Source organism: Aeromonas sp. HMWF015, from assembly GCF_963878965.1.
Classification (GTDB): domain Bacteria; phylum Pseudomonadota; class Gammaproteobacteria; order Enterobacterales; family Aeromonadaceae; genus Aeromonas; species Aeromonas veronii.
The window spans coordinates 1,291-2,007 of the sequence record NZ_CAWNZT010000256.1; the positions used below are offsets into that span (position 1 = coordinate 1,291).

1 protein-coding gene is annotated in these 717 nt (G+C 65.4%); it reads right to left on the minus strand.

Translation table 11 applies throughout. The features are described from left to right. A partial coding sequence (locus AACS18_RS23485) for a histidine kinase dimerization/phospho-acceptor domain-containing protein (protein ID WP_258228936.1) occupies positions 1 to 717 on the minus strand: 717 nt, incomplete at both ends.

Consider the following 717-nt stretch of genomic DNA (forward strand, 5'->3'; position numbering starts at 1 on the left):
AATTTGCCCAGATCCCCCTCGACCACTGGCGCCAGCTCGGGCGCATATTCCAGCGCCAAGGTCACCCCCTTGGTCGCCGCCTTTGGCCGGAACAACGCGCTGAGCTCATCCACCAGCTGGAACAGGGGGAAGGGCTCGCGGCGCGCCTCCACATGGCCCGCCTCGATCTTGGAGTAGTCGAGGATGTCGTTGAGGATCTCCAGCAGGGATTCGCCGCTGTGCTCGATGGCGGCCAGATAGCGCTGCTGGGTATCGCTCAGCCGGGTATCTTCCAGCAGCGTCAGGCCACCCAGAATGCCGTTCATAGGGGTGCGGATCTCGTGGCTCATGGTGGCGAGAAAAACCGACTTGGCCCGGTTGGCCTGCTCTGCCTCGTCACGGGCCTGTCGCTGCTTCTCCACCTCTTCATTGAGCCGCTCGTTGGCGTGGCTGAGCTGGCCGGTGCGCTCCTCGACCCGCGACTCCAGCTCGCGCTGATAGCGACCCAGTTCCACCGCATTATCACGAAACACCTGCAAGGCCCGCCCCAGCTCCGCCAGCTCATCGCGACCCGCCCCGGCGATCGGCTCAAGAGGGGCCAGATCCCCGCGCGCCAAGCGGCTCATCCCCGCCACCGCCCGTTGCAGCGGCCAGACGATCCGGCCGTAGACCATACGCCACATCAGCAGCATCAGTAGTAGCAGCGTGAGCAGGCCAATGCCCATCAACGCCTGCTCC